Source organism: Pseudogemmobacter bohemicus, assembly GCF_003290025.1.
In the GTDB taxonomy this organism is placed as follows: Bacteria; Pseudomonadota; Alphaproteobacteria; order Rhodobacterales; family Rhodobacteraceae; genus Pseudogemmobacter; species Pseudogemmobacter bohemicus.
In genome coordinates, this window is sequence record NZ_QNHG01000001.1 from 1,209,827 (window position 1) to 1,230,873 (window position 21,047).

General features: G+C 64.6%; 17 protein-coding genes and 1 tRNA gene. 13 read left to right on the forward strand and 5 right to left on the reverse strand.

Annotation, left to right across the window (positions count from 1 at the left end):
* Positions 1-2: 2 nt before the first annotated feature.
* The 6 genes from DRF71_RS05720 (at position 3) to DRF71_RS05745 (ending at position 6,803) form a co-directional block, all read left to right on the forward strand.
* On the forward strand, positions 3-716 hold the full coding sequence (locus DRF71_RS05720; protein WP_112309517.1) for an ABC transporter ATP-binding protein: 714 nt from the start codon (positions 3-5) through the stop codon (positions 714-716).
* 3 nt (positions 717-719) lie between these two features.
* Positions 720-1,139: a hypothetical protein gene (locus DRF71_RS05725; protein ID WP_112309518.1), complete on the forward strand. Its 420-nt coding sequence runs from the start codon at positions 720-722 to the stop codon at positions 1,137-1,139.
* The gene (locus tag DRF71_RS05730; protein WP_112309519.1) at positions 1,136-1,525 is read left to right on the forward strand and encodes a hypothetical protein; all 390 of its coding nucleotides are present in this window, start codon (positions 1,136-1,138) and stop codon (positions 1,523-1,525) included. Before DRF71_RS05725 ends, DRF71_RS05730 begins: the two co-directional genes overlap by 4 nt.
* On the forward strand, positions 1,525-2,529 hold the full coding sequence (locus tag DRF71_RS05735) for a branched-chain amino acid ABC transporter permease (protein ID WP_112309520.1): 1,005 nt from the start codon (positions 1,525-1,527) through the stop codon (positions 2,527-2,529). Before DRF71_RS05730 ends, DRF71_RS05735 begins: the two co-directional genes overlap by 1 nt.
* A 1-nt stretch (position 2,530) precedes the next feature.
* Positions 2,531-3,826, forward strand: a complete 1,296-nt coding sequence (locus tag DRF71_RS05740; protein WP_112309521.1) for a branched-chain amino acid ABC transporter permease — start codon at positions 2,531-2,533, stop codon at positions 3,824-3,826.
* 556 nt (positions 3,827-4,382) lie between these two features.
* Positions 4,383-6,803 (forward strand): GcvT family protein, encoded by a 2,421-nt coding sequence (locus DRF71_RS05745; protein ID WP_112309522.1) that lies wholly within the window; start codon positions 4,383-4,385, stop codon positions 6,801-6,803.
* A gap of 430 nt (positions 6,804-7,233) precedes the next feature.
* Here the strand turns inward: DRF71_RS05745 and DRF71_RS05750 are convergent.
* Positions 7,234-7,320: transfer RNA gene (locus DRF71_RS05750), tRNA-Leu, on the reverse strand.
* A gap of 242 nt (positions 7,321-7,562) precedes the next feature.
* Here DRF71_RS05750 and lipB point away from each other — a divergent pair.
* From lipB to DRF71_RS05765, 3 genes are all read left to right on the forward strand, one after another.
* Complete coding sequence (lipB, locus tag DRF71_RS05755) at positions 7,563-8,240, forward strand: lipoyl(octanoyl) transferase LipB (protein ID WP_198672107.1); 678 nt, start codon at positions 7,563-7,565, stop codon at positions 8,238-8,240.
* A gap of 500 nt (positions 8,241-8,740) precedes the next feature.
* On the forward strand, positions 8,741-10,255 hold the full coding sequence (glpK, locus tag DRF71_RS05760) for a glycerol kinase GlpK (RefSeq protein ID WP_112309524.1): 1,515 nt from the start codon (positions 8,741-8,743) through the stop codon (positions 10,253-10,255).
* A gap of 18 nt (positions 10,256-10,273) precedes the next feature.
* Positions 10,274-11,407 (forward strand): iron-containing alcohol dehydrogenase, encoded by a 1,134-nt coding sequence (locus DRF71_RS05765; RefSeq protein ID WP_112309525.1) that lies wholly within the window; start codon positions 10,274-10,276, stop codon positions 11,405-11,407.
* A gap of 150 nt (positions 11,408-11,557) precedes the next feature.
* On the opposite strand, the gene DRF71_RS05770 is transcribed toward DRF71_RS05765, so the two are convergent.
* Both DRF71_RS05770 and DRF71_RS05775 read right to left on the reverse strand, forming a co-directional pair.
* Positions 11,558-13,066, reverse strand: coding sequence for an NAD(P)(+) transhydrogenase (Re/Si-specific) subunit beta (locus DRF71_RS05770; protein WP_112309526.1), 1,509 nt, complete (start codon positions 13,064-13,066; stop codon positions 11,558-11,560).
* Positions 13,067-13,081: 15 nt separating this feature from the next.
* Complete coding sequence (locus DRF71_RS05775; protein ID WP_112310016.1) at positions 13,082-14,656, reverse strand: Re/Si-specific NAD(P)(+) transhydrogenase subunit alpha; 1,575 nt, start codon at positions 14,654-14,656, stop codon at positions 13,082-13,084.
* 364 nt (positions 14,657-15,020) lie between these two features.
* Here DRF71_RS05775 and kynU point away from each other — a divergent pair, with 364 nt between their 5' ends.
* A complete protein-coding gene (gene kynU / locus DRF71_RS05780) occupies positions 15,021-16,217 on the forward strand; it encodes a kynureninase (RefSeq protein ID WP_112309527.1) in 1,197 nt (398 codons plus the stop codon).
* A gap of 231 nt (positions 16,218-16,448) precedes the next feature.
* Positions 16,449-17,540: a L,D-transpeptidase gene (locus DRF71_RS05785; protein WP_112309528.1), complete on the forward strand. Its 1,092-nt coding sequence runs from the start codon at positions 16,449-16,451 to the stop codon at positions 17,538-17,540.
* 81 nt (positions 17,541-17,621) lie between these two features.
* On the opposite strand, the gene DRF71_RS05790 is transcribed toward DRF71_RS05785, so the two are convergent.
* Both DRF71_RS05790 and DRF71_RS05795 read right to left on the reverse strand, forming a co-directional pair.
* Complete coding sequence (locus DRF71_RS05790) at positions 17,622-18,308, reverse strand: D-lyxose/D-mannose family sugar isomerase (RefSeq protein WP_112309529.1); 687 nt, start codon at positions 18,306-18,308, stop codon at positions 17,622-17,624.
* An 88-nt stretch (positions 18,309-18,396) separates the two neighbouring features.
* Positions 18,397-19,209 carry a gamma-glutamyl-gamma-aminobutyrate hydrolase family protein gene (locus DRF71_RS05795; protein WP_112309530.1) on the reverse strand — a complete coding sequence of 271 codons (813 nt, stop codon included), beginning with the start codon at positions 19,207-19,209 and terminating at the stop codon, positions 18,397-18,399.
* Positions 19,210-19,438: 229 nt separating this feature from the next.
* Here DRF71_RS05795 and copM point away from each other — a divergent pair, with 229 nt between their 5' ends.
* Together copM and DRF71_RS05805 are read left to right on the forward strand one after the other, a co-directional pair.
* Positions 19,439-19,819 carry a CopM family metallochaperone gene (gene copM, locus DRF71_RS05800; RefSeq protein WP_112309531.1) on the forward strand — a complete coding sequence of 127 codons (381 nt, stop codon included), beginning with the start codon at positions 19,439-19,441 and terminating at the stop codon, positions 19,817-19,819.
* 372 nt (positions 19,820-20,191) lie between these two features.
* Positions 20,192-20,893 (forward strand): exopolysaccharide biosynthesis protein, encoded by a 702-nt coding sequence (locus tag DRF71_RS05805; RefSeq protein ID WP_157970939.1) that lies wholly within the window; start codon positions 20,192-20,194, stop codon positions 20,891-20,893.
* Positions 20,894-21,047 lie beyond the last annotated feature (154 nt).

Genomic DNA, 21,047 nt, shown 5'->3' on the forward strand with positions numbered 1-21,047 from the left:
TGATGGCGCATCCTTTTCTCATCGGCGAGAATATGACCGGCGGTTACGGCCCGGTCGATATCCTGCATTCCTGCACTCTGGCGGTCGAAAAAGGCGAGATCGCGGTGATCGTCGGCCCGAACGGGGCCGGAAAATCCACCGCGATGAAGGCGGTGTTCGGCATGCTGTCTTTGCGCGCGGGCAGCGTGCGGCTGGATGGCGAGGATATCACCAAACTCACCCCCCAGGCGCGGGTGCGCAAAGGGATGGGGTTCGTGCCTCAGACCCACAACATCTTCACCTCGATGACGGTGGAAGAGAATCTCGAAATGGGTGCCTTCATCCGCGAGGATGAGGGGGTGAAAGACACCATGGCGCAGATCTACGATCTGTTCCCGATCCTGAAGGAAAAGCGCGGCCAGGCGGCAGGTGAGCTTTCGGGCGGTCAGCGCCAGCAGGTCGCCGTCGGGCGCGCGCTGATGACGCGGCCCAAAGTGCTGATGCTGGACGAGCCGACCGCCGGGGTTTCCCCCATCGTGATGGATGAGCTGTTCGACCGCATCATCGAAATCGCCCGCAGCGGCATCTCGATCCTGATGGTCGAGCAGAACGCCCGCCAGGCGCTGGAGATCGCGGATAAGGGCTTTGTGCTGGTCCAGGGCGCGAACCGCTATACCGACACGGGTGCCGCGCTGCTCGCAGACCCCGAGGTCCGCAAATCCTTCCTCGGGGGCTGAGTGATGCGCCGCCTCCTGCCCCTCATAGGCGCCCTCGCCCCCGCGCCGGCTTTCGCGGCGGACATGGCCTGCGATATCCGGATGCACTGTCTCGGCGCACGGCCGCTTGAGATCTGTCGTTACCCGGGGCCGACAAAATCCATGCTCCTCACCGACTATGCGGGTGAAACTCCCGCCGTCAGGATTGCTGACGAAGAGATTGCGCTGCGTCCCGTGTTTCCGAAGGCTGACGGCGACCAGGACTGCATCCCCAGGACCATATCCTTTACCGGCTCGGCCGCCTCAGGTGCCGAGGTGTCGGTTTTCGGCATGATTTCCAAAACATACATTTATGTGCGGTTTGAGGAAGCCGCGTCGAAATCAACGCCGAAGCGCAGTGTGCTGGGCAAATGCCGCATCCTTGACGCGGGAGCGGAGCAATGAGTGTTTTGCGCAAGGCGGTGATACTGGCCAGCCTCATCTGCCCGCTTTTGCCCGTGACGGCCAGCGCCGCCGATCCCGCCCGCAGTCTCGACTGCACCGTGCGCTATGAATGCTCGGGCGGCAGCTGTCGCGAGACTGACCGCAGCTACCGCACCACAGCGGGGGCCGAAAAGATCGCCGTGCAGAGCCAGGGCTATGAGGCCGATCTGGTCATGCTCGACAAGACCTCGGGCGGTGATCTGGTCTATGGTGGCCAGGTCGGGCCGAACCTTTATGGCGTCTTCTTCCTTGAACCCTCGAACGGCGCAACGCTCTTGTTGCAGGGCGTCAATGGCTGGTCGGAAATGAAGACCGAGATGCTGATCTGTACGGAGGCCACGGGCTGATGGATATTCTCAACGCCCTCGTGGCTTTCGCCAATTTCGTGCTGGTGCCGGGGCTGACCTATGGCAGCCAGCTGGCGCTTGGGGCGCTTGGCGTCTCGCTGATCTTCGCTGTGCTCAGGTTCTCGAATTTCGCGCATGGCGATACGATGGCCTTTGGCACCGTGATGGCGATCCTCTTCACCTGGGCCTTGCAAAGCTGGGGGATCTCTGCCGGCCCGCTGCCGACCGCGCTGATTGCGCTGCCCTTCGCGATCATCGCCACATCGCTGATGGTGCTGGGCACCGACCGCGTCGTCTTCCGCTTTTACCGCCGCGCGAAAGCCAAACCGATCATCCTGATGATCGCCTCTATCGGCGTCATGTTCGTGATGAACGGTCTGGTGCGGATGATCCTTGGCACCCGCGAGGTGCAGTTTGCCGATGGCGAGCGCTTCCTGCTGCCGCCTGCCGCCTTTCGCGCCGCGACCGGCCTTGCCGAGCCTCTGGGCATCCGCACCACCCAGGCGGTTTCCGTTGTGGTGGCGGTGATCTGTGTGGCGGCGCTGTTCTGGTTCCTGAACCGCACCCGGACGGGCAAGTCGATGCGGGCTTTCTCGGATAACGAAGACCTTGCGCTCCTCTCGGGCATCAACCCCGACCGGGTGGTGATGGTGACCTGGATCATCGCGGGCGCATTGGCGACCATTGCCGGCACGCTTTACGGCCTGGACAAGAATTACCGCGTCTTCGTCTATTTCGGGATGCTCCTGCCGATCTTTGCCTCGGCCATCGTCGGCGGTCTCGGCTCGCCTCTGGGTGCGATCATCGGCGGCTTCGTCATCGCCTTTTCCGAGATCCTCGTCACCAATGCCTGGAGCAAGATCCTCGGCTATCTGGCACCCGAGGGCTGGCTGGGGGATGGCCTCTATCAGGCGCTTTCCACCGATTACAAGGTGGCGGTCAGTTTCGTGATCCTGATCATCGTGCTTCTCGTGAAGCCCAATGGCATCATGGGGAGCAAGTAAGATGCGCAACACCCTTCTCTTCGCCGGCGTGGCGCTTTTGTTCGTGCTGACCGGGTTCTTCCAAAGCTGGAACCTCGCGCTGAATATCCTGAACCTCGCGCTGATATCGGCGGTGATGGCGATCGGGGTGAATATCCAATGGGGCTGGGCTGGGCTGTTTTCGGCCGGCATCGTCGGTTTCGTGGCACTTGGCGGCCTCGCGGTGGTGCTGGTTTCCGGCAAGTCCGTCGCCGGCGCGTGGGAGGCCGGCACGCCCGGGATCATCGGCGCGCTGGTCTTTGGCGCCATTGCCATCGCGCTGGCGGTCTGGATGCAAAAAAAGCTGCCCAAAGGCAGCACGCGGACGCTGGCGACCATCGCCTTCCTGCTGATCTGCTTTTTCATCTACCGCGCGCTGCTTGACCCGGCGGTGATGGCGGTCGAGGCCAACGATTCCTCCAAAGCCGGCCATATCGGCGGGCTCGGGCTGAATTCGCTCTGGGCCTGGCCGGTGGGCGCATTGCTGGCTGGTGCCGTGGCCTGGGTGATCGGCAAAGTGGCGCTTGGCCTGCGCGAGGATTACCTTGCGATTGCGACGCTGGGGATCGGCGAGATCATCGTCGCGGTCATGCGCAATGAGGACTGGCTGGACCGCGGCGTCAAGAACCTGATCGACCTGCCCCGCCCCTGGCCCGTTCCTTACGAGCTGGAGCTGCAGCGCAGCCCCGATTTCACCGACTGGATCGGGATGGTGAATGCCGATCCGGTGTCTTCCTCGGCCATCGCGGTCAAACTGCTTTATGCGGGTCTCTTTACCATCGTGCTGCTGGCGCTTTTGTGGCTTTGTGAGCGCGCGCTGAACAGCCCCTGGGGCCGCATGACCCGCGCCATCCGCGACAATGAAATCTCGGCCGCCGCGATGGGCAAGAATGTCAAATACCGGCATCTCCAGATCTTCATCATCGGCTCGGCGGTGGTGGGGCTGGCGGGCGCGATGATGACCTCGCTCGATGGGCAGCTTACGCCGTCAAGCTATGCGCCTTTGCGCTTTACCTTCCTGATCTGGGTGATGGTGATCGTCGGCGGGTCGGGAAACAACAAAGGCGCCATTCTCGGCGGTATCCTGATCGGCTGGCTCTATCTCGCGGTAGAGTTCCTCGGGCCGCAGATGATGTCCTTTCTGACCGCCGGCCTGCCCGAAGGCGCGCTGAAATCGCAGCTGGCGGAATCGGCGGCGCATATGCGGCTCTTCACCCTGGGGGTTATCCTGCTCCTCGTGCTGCGCTTCGCGCCACGCGGGCTGATCCCCGAAAAGTAAACCCTTCTGAAAATGCAAAAGGCCCCGGATCAGAACCCCGGGGCCTTTTTGTTTGTGACAGCCCCGGCAATACGCCCCGTGACCTCATCCGTCCCAGGCGCAGCCCGGCCCTTTAAGGCAGAATTTCGAAGGGGATATGCAGCTGTCGCCGCAGGCCTTGCGCTTTGAGCAGGTCTTGCAGCCGCCCGCGAGGCTGCCCCCTTCCCCCGGGCTGACAGCACCTTTCGACAGGCCGGGGCGATCCGGCGCCAATGCCAGTCCGGCACCGTCATGGGGAAGAACAGACGGCCTGTGCCAGCGCAACCTGAGGCACCAGCGCGGTGACACTCAGCGCCAGAAGCGCTCCGCCTCCGGGGATATTGCGCATGGAATGACCATTTTTTCCGAAATGCTCGCAGCCATAAAATTAACCATTCTTAACAACACCGGCAGATACCGGCCAGGCCAAAGCGGTTGATCTGACAAAAGCGACATATCCTGTCGCCACCTGACCTGAGATTTCACCGTTCTGCCGCCACTCTCGGCCCATGTCCCAGCATTGCACCGGAGTTGAGCGATGAAATCCCATGCCCGCGTGGTGGTGATCGGTGGCGGCGTCGTCGGCTGTTCGGTGCTTTACCACCTGACGAAACTCGGCTGGTCGGATGTGATGCTGATCGAGCGGTCCGATCTGACCTCTGGCTCGACCTGGCATGCGGCGGGCGGGTTCCACACGATGAACGGCGACACAAATATGGCGGCGCTGCAGGGCTATACGATCCGGCTTTACAAAGAGCTGGAGGCGATCACCGGCATGTCCTGCGGGCTGCACCATGTCGGCGGCGTGACCCTGGCCGACAACCCGGCGCGGTTTGAACAGCTGAAGGCCGAGCGCGCGAAACACCGCTATATGGGGCTCGATACCGAGATCCTCTCCCCCGCCGAGATCTCGAAAATGACCGATGGCATGGTCAATCTCGACGGGATCATCGGCGGACTTTACGACCCGCTGGATGGTCACCTTGACCCTTCCGGCACCACCCATGCCTATGCCAAAGCCGCACGGATGGCGGGCGCCGAGATCGTCCTGCACAACCGCGTGCTGGAGACGAACCCGACCAAAGACGGCTGGGAAGTGGTGACCGGGAAAGGCACCGTCACCTGCGAACATCTGGTGAACGCGGGCGGCCTCTGGGCGCGCGAGATCGGCGCGATGGCCGGGGTCTACCTGCCGCTTTTGCCGATGGCGCATCAATATCTGGTGACCGAGGACATCCCCGAAATCATGGATATCCTCGCCCAGGGCCGCGAATTCCCGCATGTGATGGACCCGGGCGGTGAGAGCTATCTGCGCCAGGAGGGTCGCGGCCTCTGCATCGGCTTCTATGAAAAGCCCTGCGAGCCCTGGGCGGTCGATGGCACCCCCTGGACATTCGGCCATGAGCTTCTGAACGAGAATTTCGACAAGATCGAGGATTCCGTCGCCTTCGCCTATCGCCGCTTCCCGGTGCTGGAACGCTCGGGCGTGAAACGCGTGATCCATGGGCCGTTTACCTTTGCCCCCGATGGCAACCCGCTGATCGGCCCGGTGCCGGGGCTGAAAAACTACTGGTCCGCCTGCGCGGTGATGGCCGGGTTCAGCCAGGGCGGCGGCATGGGCCTCGCGCTGGCGCAATGGATGATCGAAGGCGAGGTCGAACGCGACCCGCGCGGCTTTGATGTGGCGCGTTTCGGCACCTGGACCAGCCCTGGCTATACGGTGCCGAAGGTCATTGAAAACTACCAGATGCGCTTCAACGTCTCTTACCCGAACGAGGAGCGCCCTGCCGCCCGCCCCTTCCGCACCACGCCGATGTACGACATTTTCGACAAGATGGGCGCGGTCTGGGGCCAGCAATACGGGCTTGAGGTCGTCAATTACTTTGCCCTGCCCGGCGAGCCGCGGCTGGAGACGCCAACGTTCAAGCGCTCCAACGCCTGGGAGGCCACCGCGGGCGAGGTCAAAGGCCTGCGCGAGGGCGTTGGCATCAATGAGTTGCAGAATTTTGGCAAATACCTGGTGAAAGGCCCGGGCGCGCGCGCCTGGCTTGACCGCATCATGGCGGGTCGCATCCCGAAACCCGGCCGCATCTCGCTGACGCCAATGCTGGCGGAATCGGGCAAGATCATCGGCGATTTCACCGTGTCGTGCCTTTCCGGGACCGAATTCCAGCTGACCGCCAGCTACGGTGCGCAAGGCTGGCACAGCCGCTGGTTCCAGGATCACGCCGAAGCGGGCGTCACGGTCGAGAATATCTCGGATACACGGTCGGGCTTCACCATTGCCGGCCCGAATGCGCGCAAACTGCTCGCCCGCGTCACCCGCTCGGATGTCTCGGCGCAGGCGTTCAAATTCATGGATGTGAAGCCGATGACCGTCGGCATGGCGAATTGCCTCGTGCAGCGCGTCAGCTACACGGCTGACCTCGGCTATGAGATTTTCTGCGACCAGATGTCGGTGCGCCACCTCTGGGAGGTGCTGATGAAGGCCGGCGCCGATCTCGGCATCACCCCCTTCGGGATGCGCGCGATGATGAGCCTGAGGCTCGACAAATGGTTCGGCTCCTGGGGGCGCGAGTTCTCGCCCGATTACACCCCGGCCGAGACCGGGCTGGACCGCTTCATCGCCTGGACCAAACCCGTCGACTGGATCGGCAAGGCCGCCGCGCTGAAAGAACGCGAAACCGGCCCGTCGCGCCGCCTCGTCACCATGGAGGTCGACGTGTCTGATGCCGATGTCGTGGCATGGGAGCCGGTCTGGCTTGACGGAAAAGTCGTCGGCTGGTGCACCTCGGGCGGGTTCAGCCACTGGACGGGCAAATCGCTGGCCATGGGCTTCATCCCGGCGGATCGCGTCGAAGACGGCCTCGCGCTGGAGGTGGAAATCCTCGGCGAACGCCGCCCTGCCCGCGTCCATCTCGCCCCGGTCTGGGATGATGCCGGCCGGATGCGGGACTAAGCCAATGGCTCGACAGATTTGCGGGATGAGGACCCGGCCGGGCGGCTGAGGCGCCCGGGCCTTTTCCATGTTGCCCGCTTTCCAGGTCGAAGGCCCACGCCCCCGGAAAACGCACCAAAAGCCGAGGATCAAGGGGCCCGATGTTGCTGAACCGCGCCGGTTCCAGCGCGCAGCCTGACGGCGCCCGACGTCAGCCGCTTCAGGCTCTGCGCGCCAGGCCCGGCCCACTGTCCGGTCTCCCGGAACCGGCAGCGAAACCTGGTTTTCTGTATCTGTCAGCGGGGTGGGGCCGCCCGCCTGAAAGGGTCCAGGAGGACCGCCTTCATCCAAAGGGGCGAACCAGCAGAAGAACATCCGGGGCGCCAATTGCGGGGCTGCCACCCCCGAAAAAGCAAAAACCCCGGAAGAACCGGGGTTTGCCTGAACCGATTGGTGCGGATGAAAAGACTCGAACTTTCACTCCGGTTAAGGAACAGCGACCTCAACGCTGCGCGTCTACCAATTCCGCCACATCCGCACTTGTCAGATCAGGTGGCGGGTATGTAGCTTTACTCGCGCGCGAAGGAAAGGGGTAATTTCAACTTTCTCCATCGCCCGCACGAGGTTTCTGCGCCACCGGACTTGTCGTTCTGTTCCGGAGGGTTATCTGACGCTTATGTCCGGGCTGAAGCGGTTGCCTGGACGAGAGACTTCATGGCACAAACGGCGCGGCGCCCCGATCTGCCCAGACCTCGCGTCGATAAACGAAAGACCCGCATCGTGACCGAATGGACCCATATTCCGGGCCTCGCCCCCTACTCCGAGACCCTCGCGAAGATGGAGGCGCGTGCCGCCGCCATTGCCACCGGCGAGGCGGATGAGGCGGTCTGGCTGCTGGAACATCCGCCGCTTTACACGGCCGGAACTTCGGCAAAAGCGGTGGATCTGGTGCAGCCTGACCGATTCCCGGTCTATGCCGCCGGGCGCGGCGGGCAATATACCTATCACGGGCCGGGCCAGCGGGTGATCTATACCATGCTCGACCTGAAGAAACGCGGCGGCCCCAAAGGAAATGACGTGCGCTGCTTCGTGCGCGCGCTGGAACGCTGGGTGATCGACACCCTGGCCGAATTCGGCGTCAAAGGCGAGATCCGCCCGGGCCGCGTCGGGGTCTGGGTGGTGCGTCCCGACCGACCGGCAGCCCCGGATGGCAGCCCCGCCGAAGACAAGATCGCGGCCATCGGCATCAAGATCCGGCGCGGCGTCAGCTTTCACGGCATCTCGATCAATGTCGAGCCGGACCTGTCGCATTTCACCGGCATCGTACCCTGCGGTATCCAGGATCACGGCGTCACCAGCCTCGTGGATCTGGGTCTGCCGGTCGGCATGTCCGATCTCGACGCCGCGCTGATGCAGTATTTCGAACCCGCTTTCACCTTTGCCTGCGCCACCGCCTGATCTGGCCAGGCCCCTGGAAAGGGATCCCTCTGCGGCATCTCCGCCCTCCCCCGTTTCCTTTGCTGGCAGCACCGGTCCTGACCCGGGACTACACCTATATCGGCGACAACCATGCCTGGGCGATCAGCTGCAACGCCAATGGCTATGTGCTGAAATCGGTCAATCCGGTCTCGCGCGTGCTGGGTCTGGGGGGCAGAGACAGAAGTCGCCCCCCACCCGCGAGACGCTCACGCTCGGGAAATCCTGCGAGGCGCTGCACAGCGTCTACGGCAAGGGCGGCTGGTGCTATTCGAATGGGGTTTCGCCGCCGAATTCCCCGATCACACCATCCGCTTCCCGCGCCAGGAGATCTGGTGCGAGCCGGATCCGGAACCCGACTGCCTGTACTGATGCCGCTTGCCGCCGGCGCCCTTGCGGCAGAGACTACAGCAGTGACTGCGGCAGAGGCTGGTGAAACCGGCCCGCAAAAAGCGCCGCGCCCGCATCGGGAGGGATGATCCATGACCTGCATTCTCGCCATCGACCAGGGCACCACCTCGTCGCGCGCGATTCTGTTTGAGGCGGGCCAGCCTGGCGGGGGCCAGGTTGAGGGAATCCTGCGCCCCATCGCCAGCGCGCAGGAAGAATTCCCGCAGATCTTCCCCGCGCCGGGCCTCGTCGAACATGATCCCGCCGATCTCTGGGCCTCGGTCGCGGCCACGTCGCGGGCGGCGATCGAAAAAGCCGGGATCGGCGCGGGGGACATCGCCGCCATAGGCATCACCAATCAGCGCGAGACCACCCTTTTATGGGACCGCGCCACCGGCCAGCCGCTGCACAACGCCATCGTCTGGCAGGACCGCCGTACCGCCAGCCAATGCGAGGCTTTGCGCGAGGCCGGGCATGAGCCGATGATCTCCGCCCGGACCGGGCTGCTGCTTGACCCTTATTTCTCGGCAACCAAGCTGGCATATCTGCTCGATACTATCCCCGGCGCGCGCGCACGGGCAAAGCGGGGTGAGCTGGCCTTCGGCACCGTCGACAGCTGGCTGATCTGGAACCTGACCGGCGGGCGCATCCATGCCACCGACGCCACCAATGCCGCCCGCACCATGCTGTTCAACATCCGGGAAAACCGCTGGGATCCGGATCTCTGCGCGCTGTTCGATATCCCTGCGCAGCTCCTCCCCGAGGTGCGCGACTGCGCTGCGGATTACGGCCGGACCCGCGCCGATCTTTTCGGGCGCGAGATCCCGATCCTCGGCGTGGCAGGCGATCAGCAGGCGGCGGCGATGGGCCAGGCCTGTTTCCACCCCGGCATGCTGAAAGCCACCTATGGCACCGGCTGCTTCGCGCTGCTGAATACCGGTGAAACCTTCATCCCATCGCAAAACCGGCTGCTGACCACGGTGGCCAGCCGGCTGAACGGACGCATCCATTACGCGCTGGAGGGCTCGGTCTTCATCGCAGGCGCCGTGGTGCAATGGCTGCGCGTCGGGCTCAGGATCATCCGCGAGGCCGGCGAGGCCGAGGTGCTGGCCGCCCGCGCGGATCCGGGCCAGGACGTCATCCTCGTCCCCGCTTTTACCGGCATCGGCGCGCCTTACTGGCATCCCGAAAGCCGGGGCGCCATCTTTGGCCTGACCCGCAATACCGGCCCCGCAGAGCTTACCCGCGCGGCGCTTGAGAGCATCGGCTACCAGACCCGCGACCTGATCGGCGCCATGCAGGCCGATTGGGGTGCGGAAAAGACCGGCATCCTGCGCGCCGATGGCGGTGTGACGGTGTCGGACCGGGTGATGCAATTCCTTGCTGATATGATCGGACAGCGGGTGGACCGGCCGGTCGTGACCGAAACGACGGCGCTCGGCGCGGCCTTCCTAGCCGGCATGCAAGCCGGGATCAGTGGAGGGCCAGAGGACTTCGCCCGCTCCTGGGCGCTGGATCGCAGCTTCCTGCCGCAAATGCCCGGGATGCTGCGCGATGAGAAATATACGCGCTGGCAGCGGGCCGTCGCCGCCACAATGCAATTCTGAAGCAATTCCGAGGCCTCCATGCAATACCGGATCGAAGCCCCCGCCCGCATCCTCTTTGGCCGGGGCGAGGCAAAGGCAGCGCCAGAGCTGATGCGCGGCTTTGGCCGTCGCGGGCTGATCATCCACGGCGCCAGTCCCGCCCGGGCGGCCTGGGCACTGGACGCGCTTGCAGATTGCGCGCTGCTGGCGCTGCCCATCGCCACAGAGCCGCTCCTGTCTGACCTGACCGCCGCCCTGCCCGAGGCCCGCGCCCACCGGCCCGACTGGGTCGCGGCCATCGGTGGCGGCGCGGCGCTCGATTTCGGCAAGGCGCTGGCGGCGCTGATCCCCGCGCCCGGGGAACCGATGGACCATCTTGAAGTGGTCGGGCGCGGCTTGCCGCTGAGGGCCGCGCCACTCCCATTCATCGCGATCCCCACCACTGCCGGAACCGGCGCCGAAGTCACCAAAAACGCGGTGATCGGCATTCCCGACCATGGCCGCAAAGTGTCGTTGCGCGACCCTTTGATGCTGGCGCGGCTGGTGATCATCGACCCGGCGCTCACCGATCACTGCCCGCAACGCGTCACCCTCGCCTCGGGCCTCGACGCCATCACCCAGGTGATCGAACCCTTCCTCTCATCAAAAGCCACCCCTTACACCGATGCCATCACCCGCCCGGCACTGGTCCCCGGCCTACCGGCCCTGATGCGGCTGATGCAAGAGGAAGACCCGCAAGCGCGCGATATCATGGCCCATATCAGCCTGACCGGCGGCCTCGCGCTGGCAAATGGCGGCCTCGGCGCGGTGCATGGCCTTGCCGGCGTGATCGGCGGCCGGTTCAACGCGCCCCATGGCGCGATCTGCGGCGCCCTCCTCGGCCCCACACTGCGCGCCAATACCGAGGCCTGCGCCGATACGAAATACGCCCCGCGTCTCACCGAGGTCTTCAAAGCCCTCGCCCCAGCTCTCGGCTGCCCGCCCGAAGATACCCCCGAAGCCCTCGGCTCCTGGGCGCATCAGACCGGTCTTCCCCGCCTCAGCACCTTCGGCCTGACGCAAAGCCAGATCCCCGACATCGCCGCAGCCTCCGCCGCCTCCAGTTCCATGAAGGGCAACCCGGTCGCACTCGCCGCAGAAACCCTGGAATCCATTCTCCACGCCGCTCTCTGATTTCATCTGTCTCTAAATATCCCGGGGTTTGCCGACGTTTCCGCCACCGGTTCGAGGAACCGGCGGCATGGGGGGCAGAGCCCCCGCCACCGCAAATGGAAAGGGCCGCCCGAATGGGCGGCCCTTTCCATTTGCATCACAAGCGTCAGATCACTCGATCATCGGCAGCAGCTGATCAATCGACTTCTTCGCGTCACCATAGAACATCCGCGTATTGTCTTTGTAGAACAGCGGGTTCTCGATCCCGGAATAGCCGGTGCCCTGGCCGCGTTTTGAGACGAACACCTGCCGCGCCTTCCAGACCTCCAGCACCGGCATCCCGGCGATGGGCGAATTCGGATCCTCCTGCGCCGCCGGATTCACGATGTCATTCGAGCCGATGATGATCACCACATCCGTCTCGGGGAAGTCCTCATTGATCTCGTCCATTTCCAGAACGATATCATAAGGCACCTTCGCCTCCGCGAGCAGCACGTTCATATGGCCTGGCAGACGACCCGCAACCGGGTGAATGGCGAAGCGCACATTCTTGCCCTTGGCCCGCAGTTTCCGGGTCAGTTCCGACACCGATTGCTGCGCCTGGGCCACCGCCATGCCGTAACCCGGCACGATGATCACCGAATCCGCATCATTCAGCGCGGAGGCCACACCATCGGCATCAATCGCCACCTGCTCGCCCGAGATCTCCATCGCGGGGCCGGTGGTGCCACCAAATCCGCCCAGGATCACCGAGACAAATGACCGGTTCATCGCCTTGCACATGATGTAGCTGAGGATCGCCCCCGAAGAGCCGACCAGCGCGCCGACCACGATCAGGAGGTCATTCGACAGCGAGAAGCCGATCGCCGCCGCCGCCCAGCCGGAATAGCTGTTCAGCATCGAGACCACGACAGGCATATCCGCGCCGCCGATCCCCATGATCAGGTGATAGCCGATGAACAAAGCCGCCACCGTCATCACAACCAGCGGCCAGGCTGCACCGGTCTGCAGATAGACTGCCAGCATGATCACCGAAATCACCGCAGCGCCTGCGTTCAGCATATGGCCGCCCGGCAGCTTCTTCGCCTTGCCATCGACCTTGCCCGAAAGCTTGCCGAAAGCAATGACCGAACCGGTGAAGGTCACCGCCCCGATGAAGACGCCAAGGAAAGTCTCGACCCTGAGGATCGCGATCTCGGTCAGGTCTTTCTTCAGCAGCGTCGCCATAAAGCCCGAGACCTCGCCATTGGCCATGCCTTCAAGCGTTTTCAGGACTTCCGGATTGGCACCGAAGGCCAGCCCCATCAGCTTCTCGGGGTCTGCAAGCATGCCTGCCAGCTCGCCCAGCGAGGCAACCTCGATATGGGTGTTAAAGCCGATGAACACGGCTGCCAGACCCACCAGCGAGTGCATTGCCGCAACAAGCTGCGGCATTTCAGTCATCTGGACGCGCTGTGCGACCACATAGCCCGCCGCACCGCCTGCAGCGATCAGCAGAGCCGACAGCCACCAAAGGCCCGCACCGGGCCCGACCAGCGTGGCGACAACCGCCAGCGCCATGCCGGTGATCCCATACCAGACCGCGCGTTTGGCGCTTTCCTGGTTCGACAGGCCCCCGAGCGAGAGGATGAAAAGAACAGCCGCGACGACATAGGCGGCGGTGGTGAAACCAAGAGACATTCTGTTCCCCCTCCCTTACGACTTCTGGAACATGGCGAGCATGCGCCTTGTGACGAGGAAACCGCCGAAGATATTCACCCCGGCCATCAGCACCGACAATGCCGCCAGCACGATCACCAGCCAGTTGCCCGAGCCGATCTGCAACAGCGCGCCAAGAATGATGATCGACGAGATCGCATTGGTGATCGCCATCAGGGGCGTATGCAGCGAATGCGCCACATTCCAGATCACCTGAAAGCCGATGAAACACGACAGCACGAAGACGATGAAATGCGACATGAAGCTTGCCGGCGCGAAAAGCCCCGCCAGCAGCAAAAGGCCACCGCCCACCGCCAGCAAAGTGAACTGGTTGCGGGTTTGCGCTTTGAACGCCGCCACTTCCGCCGCGCGTTTTTCTTCCGGCGTCAGCTCTTTGGCGGCCTCTTTCGGCTTTTGCACCGCAATCGCCGCGATCTTCGGGGCCGGCGGCGGATATGTGACCTCGCCCGCCTTGGCCACGGTCGCGCCGCGGATCACGTCATCTTCCATATTATGGTTGATGACACCGTCCTTGCCCGGCGTAAGATCGGCCAGCATGTGGCGGATATTGTTCGAATAAAGGTTCGATGCCTGGGTCGCCATCCGGCTGGGGAAGTCGGTATAGCCCACGATGGTCACGCCATTGGCGGTCACGATCTTCTGGTCCGGGACCGTCAGGTCGCAATTGCCGCCCCGCTCGGCGGCGAGATCGACGATGACCGAGCCGCGCTTCATCAGCCCGACCATATCCTCGGTCCAGAGCTTCGGCGCCGGCCGGCCCGGGATCAGCGCGGTGGTGATGACAATGTCAATCTCCGGCGCCAGTTCGCGGAATTTCTTCAGCTGCGCTTCGCGGAATTCGGGCGAGGACGGGGCCGCATAGCCACCGGTCGCCGCGCCATCGGTCTGCGTTTCCGAGAAATCGAGGTAGACGAATTCCGCCCCCATCGAATTGATCTGTTCGGCCACTTCGGGTCGCACGTCGAACGCATAGGTGATCGCGCCCAGCGACACGCTCGCGCCAATCGCCGCCAGACCCGCCACGCCAGCCCCCACCACCAGCACTTTGGCCGGAGGCACTTTGCCCGCTGCCGTCACCTGACCGGTGAAAAAGCGCGGGAAGTTGTTCGCCGCCTCGATCACCGCGCGGTAGCCGGCAATATTGGCCATCGAAGACAGCGCATCCATCTTCTGCGCGCGGCTGATCCGGGGGACCATATCCATCGCGACAGCAGTGACGCCCTTCGCCTTTGCCTGTTCCAGCAGTTCAGGATTCTGCGCCGGCCAGAAGAACGAGATCAGCGTCTCGCCCTCATGCAGGAGATCAAGCTCCTGCGGCTCGGGCCCGCGAACCTTCACTACCACATCAGCCAGTTCCGCCACGGCGCTGGCCGAGCTCAGAACGGTGACGCCGGCGGCTTTATAGGCCTCATCGGTGAAGCCCGCATTCGCGCCGGCTCCGGTCTCGATCAGACAGCTATGGCCCAGCTTTTGCAGCTGCAACGCGGAATCCGGAGTCATCGCGACCCGGTTTTCCCCCGCGAAGATCTCTTTCAAGGCACCAATCTTCAAAGTGCGTTCTCCCCCTTCTTCTGAGCAGGCGCGCCCCAATAACATTGGGCAACAAAATTACAATCCCTACTTTCGGGTTGAAGTTTTGTTACGCTACGTTTTGGCGCAGGATCACGAAGGCGTAATCTTCGGCGGACCTTTCCCTTACCCGGCGGAAAGTGCAAGCGCTTTACGACGCTTTTGGTGGGAAAAACGCCCCACCCGTTCGGGCGGGTCCGGCAGATAGCGCTAACGATGCGCCACACCGCGCCCACCCCGGCCCGCGCCCCGACCAGCACACTGGCCCGCACACTGGCCCGAGGGCAGACTGGCATATTCGCCGGCGGCATGCGACACCGGATCACCGGGATCGAAGGAGCCGTTCATGCCAACCGATTTCACAGCCACGAAAGCCATGTTCGACCTTCCCGAGGGGGTGGTCTACCTGGACGGCAATTCGCTGGGGCCGCTGCCAAGGGCAGTGGCGGCGCGGGTGGCTCAGACGGTTATCGCCGAATGGGGCCAGATGCTGATCCGCGCCTGGAATGAGGCAGGGTGGATGGAGATGCCCTCGCGCGTCGGCGACCGGGTGGCGCGGCTGATCGGGGCCGAGACGGGCTCGGTCGTGATGGGCGACACGCTTTCCATCAAGGTCTGGCAGGCGCTGGCGGCGGGGCTTGATCTGGTGCCGGGCCGGCGGGTGATCCTCTCGGATACCGGCAATTTCCCCTCGGATCTCTATATAGCCCAGGGGCTGACCGGGATGCTTGGCCCCGAATACAGCCTGAAAACCGTGGCGCCCGAAGAGGTGGCCGATGCCATCGACGAGACCATCGCGGTGGTGATGATCACCGAGACCGATTACCGCACCGGGCGGCGCCATGACATGGCCGGGCTTGCCCGGATCGCCCATGCGAAAGGCGCGGTTCTGGTCTGGGATCTGGCGCATTCCGCCGGCGCCTTCCCGGTGGAACTGGCGCGCGACGGCGCCGATTTCGCGGTCGGCTGCACCTATAAATATCTCAATTCCGGCCCGGGCGGCCCGGCCTTCATCTATGTAGCCCCCCGCCATCAGGAGCGCGCCCGCCCGGCCCTGTCCGGCTGGCTCGGCCACGAATCACCCTTTGCCTTTGACCCCGATTACCGCCCCGGCCGCGGGGTGGAGCGGATGCGGGTCGGCACGCCGCCGATCCTGCAGCTGGCTGCGCTGGATGCGGCACTCGATGTCTGGGAAGGCGTCGATCTCCAGGACCTGCGCCGCGTCTCGCTGGAATTGCAGGACCAGTTCATCGCGGGTGTCGAGGCGGCCTGCCCCGATCTGATCCTTGCCACGCCGCGCGATCACGCGATGCGCAGCAGCCAGGTCAGTTTCCGCCATGCCGAGGGCTATGCCATCATGCAGGCGCTGATCTCGGCGGGCGTGATCGGTGATTTCCGCGCCCCCGATATCCTGCGATTCGGCTTCACGCCGCTTTATATCGACCGCGATGACGTGGCCCGCGCCATCGAAATCCTGGCCCGGATCATGCAGGACCGGCTCTGGGACCGTCCGGAATTCCGGATTCGCGGCCGCGTCACCTGAGGCCCCGACCGCGCCGTCCGGGGCGCTGTTTCCGGATGAGATACACCCACAGGAGGAATTTGCCTGTAAAGCGGGCGGATTCTCACGATCCTGTGTTCACATCAGAGTGTCCCGATCATCACGGGACTTGACCTCGGGGCTAGGCTCGCCCACTGAAAAGCGAGGGGAAACGTCGGCGCCCTTTCGGGACCGGACGATGATTTCCATACGAAAATTTGATGCGAGATCCAGATGCGAATGACCGGTTTCGTCGCCCCGCTGCGCGGTATCGCGACCAGCCCCGCCAGGGCGGTTCTTCTTGCGGCAATGCTGCTGTCGGCCTGTGTCGATACGATGACCACCACCACGGGCAAGGACCAGCCCGCAGCCCAGCTGATTGAACAACCCAAGATCGTCACCGATCCCACGATCTATGCCGCGCGCGCTGACGGGGCCTTTACCGTTCCCGGCCTGCCGGTCGATCAGATCCCCGAGGCCTATCGCCGCCAGGTGGTCGATTACCCGAGCGACCTCGCCCCCGGCACCATCGTGATCGACCCGACGCCACGCTTCCTTTACTATGTGCTGGGCAAGAACAAGGCGCTGCGCTACGGCATCGCGGTCGGCGCTGACGGCTTTGGCTGGTCGGGCGAATCCATCGTCGCGAACAAACGGCAATGGCCGACCTGGACGCCACCCGCCGAGATGATCGCCCGCAAGCCCTCGCTTGAGAAATGGCGCAATGGCCAGCCGGGCGGCCCCAGCAACCCGCTGGGCTCGCGCGCGATCTACCTGACCTCGGGCGGTCGCGACTATGGTTACCGCATCCATGGCACTCCGGAATGGAAGTCGATTGGCAGCAACGCCTCGTCGGGCTGTTTCCGGATGATCAACCAGGACGTGATGGACCTTTTTGAGCGCGTCAAAGGCGGCGAGCGGGTGATCACCCTGACCGCCAGCGGTCAGATGCCGACCGGTCTGAACATTCCGAAACCGGTCGCGCCGAAAAAGGCCGCAGCCAGGAAAGCCGCCGCACCGGCTGCGACCCCGGCGGTGCCGCCGATGATCGGCCCGGCAATCCCCGGTGCCCCCACTGGCACCCCGGCTGCCGCAGCACCTGACGCCGCGACGCCTGCGGCTGTTGCTCCGGCCGTGGTTGCCCCCTCGGCATCGACCACCGCGCCGGCAGACAGTTTCACCGTGACCGCACCCGCAGCGCCTGCCGCCCCGGCAGCCGCGCAGCCGGCTGCAACGCCGGCGGCCCCCGCCGTTGCAGCACCCGCCGCAACAGCACCCGCCGGTGCAGCGCCGGCCTGCACCGGTGCCGATTGCCCCGCCAATTAAGACTGGCCAATTAAGACTGGCGAAAGAACTGAAAAGGCCGCCCCCAAGGCGGCCTTTTTGCGTATCAAGCGCCAGGCGGGGTCAGGCGAGCCAGGTCTCGTAATCGCTGACCAGAAGATGGGTCGGCGCCACATCCTCCTCGATCGCAGCAAAGCGCCCGATCGGCTCGCGGAAGATATTGTCGGTGAGATCGTCATTCACGGTCGAAACCTCGCCGATCAGCACATCGCCGCCCTCGCCCCAGAAAGCATGCCAGTCGCCCGGCATCAGCGTCACCGACTCGCCCGGCGCCAGCCGCAGCCTGTCGCCCGGGGCATAGGGCCGGTCGACCCCGTCGCAGCGCACCAGCCCGCCACGATCCGCAGCGAATGCGCCTTTGTCATCGCTGCCGAACAGTTCGACCACCAGCGTCGCACCGCCGCGATTGATGATGTCTTCGGCCTTGATGACATGGGTATGCATCGGCGAGATCTGATCCTGGCGCGAGATCAGCAGCTTTTCCGCATAGCACATGCCGCCGCCGCGCTGCAGATCGGCCAGCTCGCCATTTCTCAGCGTGAAGAGGAAGAGGCCCAGCTCGTCAAACCGCCCCTCGCCGTAATCGGTGATATCCCAGCCGCAGCGCCCCGAAACGATGCGCGAGGCACTGTCGCGCCGCGCCCGGAATTCCCCGGGGCTCCACCGGGCGAAAGGTGGCAGGGTGAACCCGTAATGGCGGATCATCTCATCCGCCGCCGCCATGATCTCATTGATACGCGAGCGCTTCATCTTTCCTCCCGGCCTGCGCCCGGGCCATGCCGGACGTTTGCGCTAACTTAACGGGGGAAGGGCCTGCGGGAAAGCCGGTATCGGGGGATCAGGCGGTCAGCGGACGGCCGCCATCGACCCAGGCGCGGGCGGCGCGGCCGAAGGCCTCGAACAGAGGGCGCGAGACCGGATCCTCGCCGGCATGCCATTCCGGATGCCATTGCACCGACAGCGTGAAGCCCGGCGCACCCTCGACATAAATCGCCTCGGGGGTGCCGTCGGGCGCGGTGCCGTCGATCACGATGCGCTTGCCGGGGCGGTTGATGCCCTGGCCATGCAGCGAATTGGTCATCACCGCAGAGGCCCCCATCAGCCGGTGGAACACGCCGCCTTCGGTGAATTTGACCGGATGGCGCAGGGCGAATTTCTCTTCCATCGTGCCTTCGGGCGGCATGCGGTGGTTCATCCGCCCGGGCAGGTCGCGGATCTCGGGGTAAAGGCTGCCACCCATCGCGACATTGACCTCCTGAAAGCCGCGGCAAATGCCGAAGACCGGCTGGCCGCGCTCAACACAGGCGCGGATCAGCGGCAGCGTGATCGCATCGCGCGAGCGGTCGAAATCGCCATGGGCCGGGGTTTCGTCCTCGCCATATTCCGAAGGATGCACATTGGGCCGCCCGCCGGTCAGCAGGAAGCCGTCACATTGATCAAGCAGATCCTCCAGCCGCACGAGGCGCGGATCGGTCGGCACGATCAGCGGCAACACGCCCGAGACCTGAGCCAGCGCCTCGGTATTGATCACGCCGCTGCCATGCACCTCATAGCGGCCGTCAACATGGTGCGAATTGGCAATCACCCCGATCAGCGGCCGGCGGAGAGCGGCGCGGGAACCTTTGTCAGAGACGGACTCGGGGCGGGACATGAATCAATCCGTTACTACGTTATGGCTGCAAGATAACGGTCAGACCCGGTGGTTTGAACCTCTCCCGGTCGCACAATGAACCGGCCTTCGCTGCACATTGCGCGATTTCCGGGGGGGCTGCCCGGAAAAATGGCATCTCGGGCGCGGGACGGCCTCACCCGAGCGTGACTTGCCTTCCCCCAGCCGGAAGGCTGCATGAGGCCAGGGTCAGAACGAAGGAGAAAGCCAGATGTTCAAAGCCCCCATCCTTGCCGCGCTGCTGTTTGCGGCGGCTGCCCCGCTTGCGGCCGAGGAAATGCCCGCGATGGATCATTCCGCCCATGGCGCGGCACCGGCGGCAACCGCCCCCCCTGCCTCGACGGCGGCATTCGAGGCGGCGGCCATGAAGATGCATGGCGATATGGGGATCGACTATACCGGCAATGCCGATGTCGATTTCCTGCGCGGCATGATCCCGCATCACGAAGGCGCGGTCGAGATGGCGCGGGTGGCGCTGGAACACGGCTCCGACCCGGAGGTGCGCAAACTGGCCGAGGGAATCATCGCAGCCCAGGAAGGCGAGATCGCCTGGATGAAGGCCTGGCTCGCGAAAAACGCACCGGCAGAGTAAAACGGCGGCAGCGCCCCGGGACAGCCGCCACGGCACCGCGCAAGGACTGCCCCGGCCCCGGCTGCGACTGCCGCAGCCGGGGCCGGACGCCACCTGACCGGCGGCATCCGGACCATGGCGCCGCTGGTGACCGTCTCGGCCGGATGCGCCCGTCTTTTGGCACGGCCCACAGACGAGGCGGCAGGCCAGGCGGCGGGCTTTTATCGTTTGACCACCGCAGTCGCCTGCGGGGTTTTGCCGATGGCGGCCCCGTTCGCGGCCCTCCCCCTTGCGGTGGCGCCTCGCAATGACGAGATCGGGCCTCACCCCCTGCTACGGCGCCCCGCATCCCCGGGCGCGCCTCAGGGGCTTTCTTTTGAAGGTTGCGCCCGCGTGGAAGACCAGAACGAGACCTCTGCCACCCCGCCCCCGTCCGAGGGCGCACGGCCTGGCAATCCGGATGCATCCGTCAGGCCGGGCACCAGATCAGGCGCCAGACCGCATGGGCTGAGCACAATCCTCGCGGCGCTGGCCAATGACGAGAGCCGCGAGCGGGTGGCGATCGGCGATATGCTCGACATTATGCGCGCCCGTGCCTTCGGGGCGCTGCTGCTGATCTTTGCCTTTCCGAATATCCTGCCCTCGCCGCCTGGCCTTGCAGGAGTGCTTGGCCTGCCGCTGATCTTTCTGGCGACGCAGATGATGCTGGGCCAGGCCCCCTGGCTCCCGGACTTCATCGCGAAACGGTCGATGTCGCGCGCGGTCTTTGCCAGCATGGTCGCGAAAATCGACCCCTGGATCCGGCGGGCCGAATCCCTGATGCATCCCCGGCTGGAAGTGCTGGCCAGCCCCGGCGCGCAGCGCGTGCTGGGCCTTGTCTGCCTGATCCTCGCCATTGCGCTGGCGCTGCCGGTGCCCTTTGCCAATCTGGCGCCCGCAGCTGCGATCTCGGTGATCGGGCTGGGCATCCTGCAGCGCGACGGGCTCTGGATCGCGCTTGGCCTTGTCGGCGCGGCCATCGCGCTGGCCTGGGTGGCGGGGCTGGGCTATGCGCTGTTCCAGTCGCTGGTCTTTGTGGTCAATAACGCGTTCTGACGATCAGCCACCAGCCTTGTGCAGCCCAAAGGGCCCGAGGCCCCGGGGCTGAGGCTTGAGCGAAGCCGCCCTCTCGGATACACCCCCCGGCACAGATGCCGCAAACTGATCACGCAGACGGCAACAGAGAGGCGCCGCCCCTTGCAATCCCCCC

What these genes read in the sequence shown, in the direction of transcription:
- copM (WP_112309531.1), top strand. Translation starts at nt 19,439, where the DNA reads ATGTTCAAAGCCCCCATCCTTGCCGCGCTGCTGTTTGCGGCGGCTGCC.
- glpK (WP_112309524.1), top strand. Translation starts at nt 8,741, where the DNA reads ATGACCTGCATTCTCGCCATCGACCAGGGCACCACCTCGTCGCGCGCG.
- DRF71_RS05720 (WP_112309517.1), top strand. Translation starts at nt 3, where the DNA reads ATGGCGCATCCTTTTCTCATCGGCGAGAATATGACCGGCGGTTACGGC.
- DRF71_RS05745 (WP_112309522.1), top strand. Translation starts at nt 4,383, where the DNA reads ATGAAATCCCATGCCCGCGTGGTGGTGATCGGTGGCGGCGTCGTCGGC.
- DRF71_RS05725 (WP_112309518.1), top strand. Translation starts at nt 720, where the DNA reads ATGCGCCGCCTCCTGCCCCTCATAGGCGCCCTCGCCCCCGCGCCGGCT.
- DRF71_RS05735 (WP_112309520.1), top strand. Translation starts at nt 1,525, where the DNA reads ATGGATATTCTCAACGCCCTCGTGGCTTTCGCCAATTTCGTGCTGGTG.
- DRF71_RS05790 (WP_112309529.1), bottom strand. Translation starts at nt 18,308, where the DNA reads ATGAAGCGCTCGCGTATCAATGAGATCATGGCGGCGGCGGATGAGATG.
- kynU (WP_112309527.1), top strand. Translation starts at nt 15,021, where the DNA reads ATGCCAACCGATTTCACAGCCACGAAAGCCATGTTCGACCTTCCCGAG.
- DRF71_RS05770 (WP_112309526.1), bottom strand. Translation starts at nt 13,066, where the DNA reads ATGTCTCTTGGTTTCACCACCGCCGCCTATGTCGTCGCGGCTGTTCTT.
- DRF71_RS05730 (WP_112309519.1), top strand. Translation starts at nt 1,136, where the DNA reads ATGAGTGTTTTGCGCAAGGCGGTGATACTGGCCAGCCTCATCTGCCCG.
- DRF71_RS05740 (WP_112309521.1), top strand. Translation starts at nt 2,531, where the DNA reads ATGCGCAACACCCTTCTCTTCGCCGGCGTGGCGCTTTTGTTCGTGCTG.
- DRF71_RS05765 (WP_112309525.1), top strand. Translation starts at nt 10,274, where the DNA reads ATGCAATACCGGATCGAAGCCCCCGCCCGCATCCTCTTTGGCCGGGGC.
- DRF71_RS05785 (WP_112309528.1), top strand. Translation starts at nt 16,449, where the DNA reads ATGCGAATGACCGGTTTCGTCGCCCCGCTGCGCGGTATCGCGACCAGC.
- DRF71_RS05795 (WP_112309530.1), bottom strand. Translation starts at nt 19,209, where the DNA reads ATGTCCCGCCCCGAGTCCGTCTCTGACAAAGGTTCCCGCGCCGCTCTC.